Origin of the sequence: Arthrospira sp. PCC 8006, from assembly GCF_046480465.1 — a bacterium.
Classification (GTDB): domain Bacteria; phylum Cyanobacteriota; class Cyanobacteriia; order Cyanobacteriales; family Microcoleaceae; genus Limnospira; species Limnospira platensis.
This window is the reverse complement of the sequence record NZ_PKGG01000515.1, coordinates 1-623: the sequence shown is the minus strand read 5'-3', so window position 1 is coordinate 623 and position 623 is coordinate 1. Positions and strand designations below refer to the sequence as shown.

The window sequence follows — 623 nt, the reverse complement described above, 5'->3', positions numbered from 1 at the left end:
TGATCTCGGTCGTCAAACTTTTGATCGCGTGTTTGSGGATGTTATGGGCGCAGAWGCGGCGGCGGTACGAGTCCAGTTTGTTTCTGGAACTCATGCGATCGCCTGTGCCCTTTTTGGGTGTCTGCGTCCAGGGGATGAGATGCTGGCCGTAGTTGGTTCTCCCTACGATACCCTCGAAGAGGTTATCGGTTTACGCGGAAAAGGTCAAGGTTCCTTAATAGAGTTTGGCATACTTTACCGACAATTAGATCTTTGTGCTGATGGAAGTTTGGATTGGTCGGCTTTATCAACAGCGATCGCACCCCATACTCGTTTGGTTTTGATTCAGCGCTCTTGTGGCTATTCCTGGCGCAATTCCCTTTCCATTGCTGATATTGAGAGGGTTGTCCAGATGGTGAAGGCACAAAATCCCGATACTATCTGTTTTGTGGACAACTGCTATGGCGAGTTTGTGGAAGACCGGGAACCGACGGCGGTGGGGGCTGATTTGATAGCTGGTTCCCTGATTAAAAATCCGGGGGKGACTATTGCGGCGGCGGGKGGTTATGTGGCGGGGCGTTCAGATTTGGTAGAAGCGGCCGCCTGTCGCCTCACCGCGCCCGGTTTTGGTAGCAGTGGTGGGG

At 52.8% G+C, this 623-nt stretch carries 1 protein-coding gene; it reads left to right on the top strand.

Annotated features, from left to right (window positions below):
• Positions 1–623, top strand: a 623-nt coding sequence (locus B9T16_RS29130) for an aminotransferase class I/II-fold pyridoxal phosphate-dependent enzyme (protein WP_410246441.1), incomplete at both ends; no start/stop codon positions are given.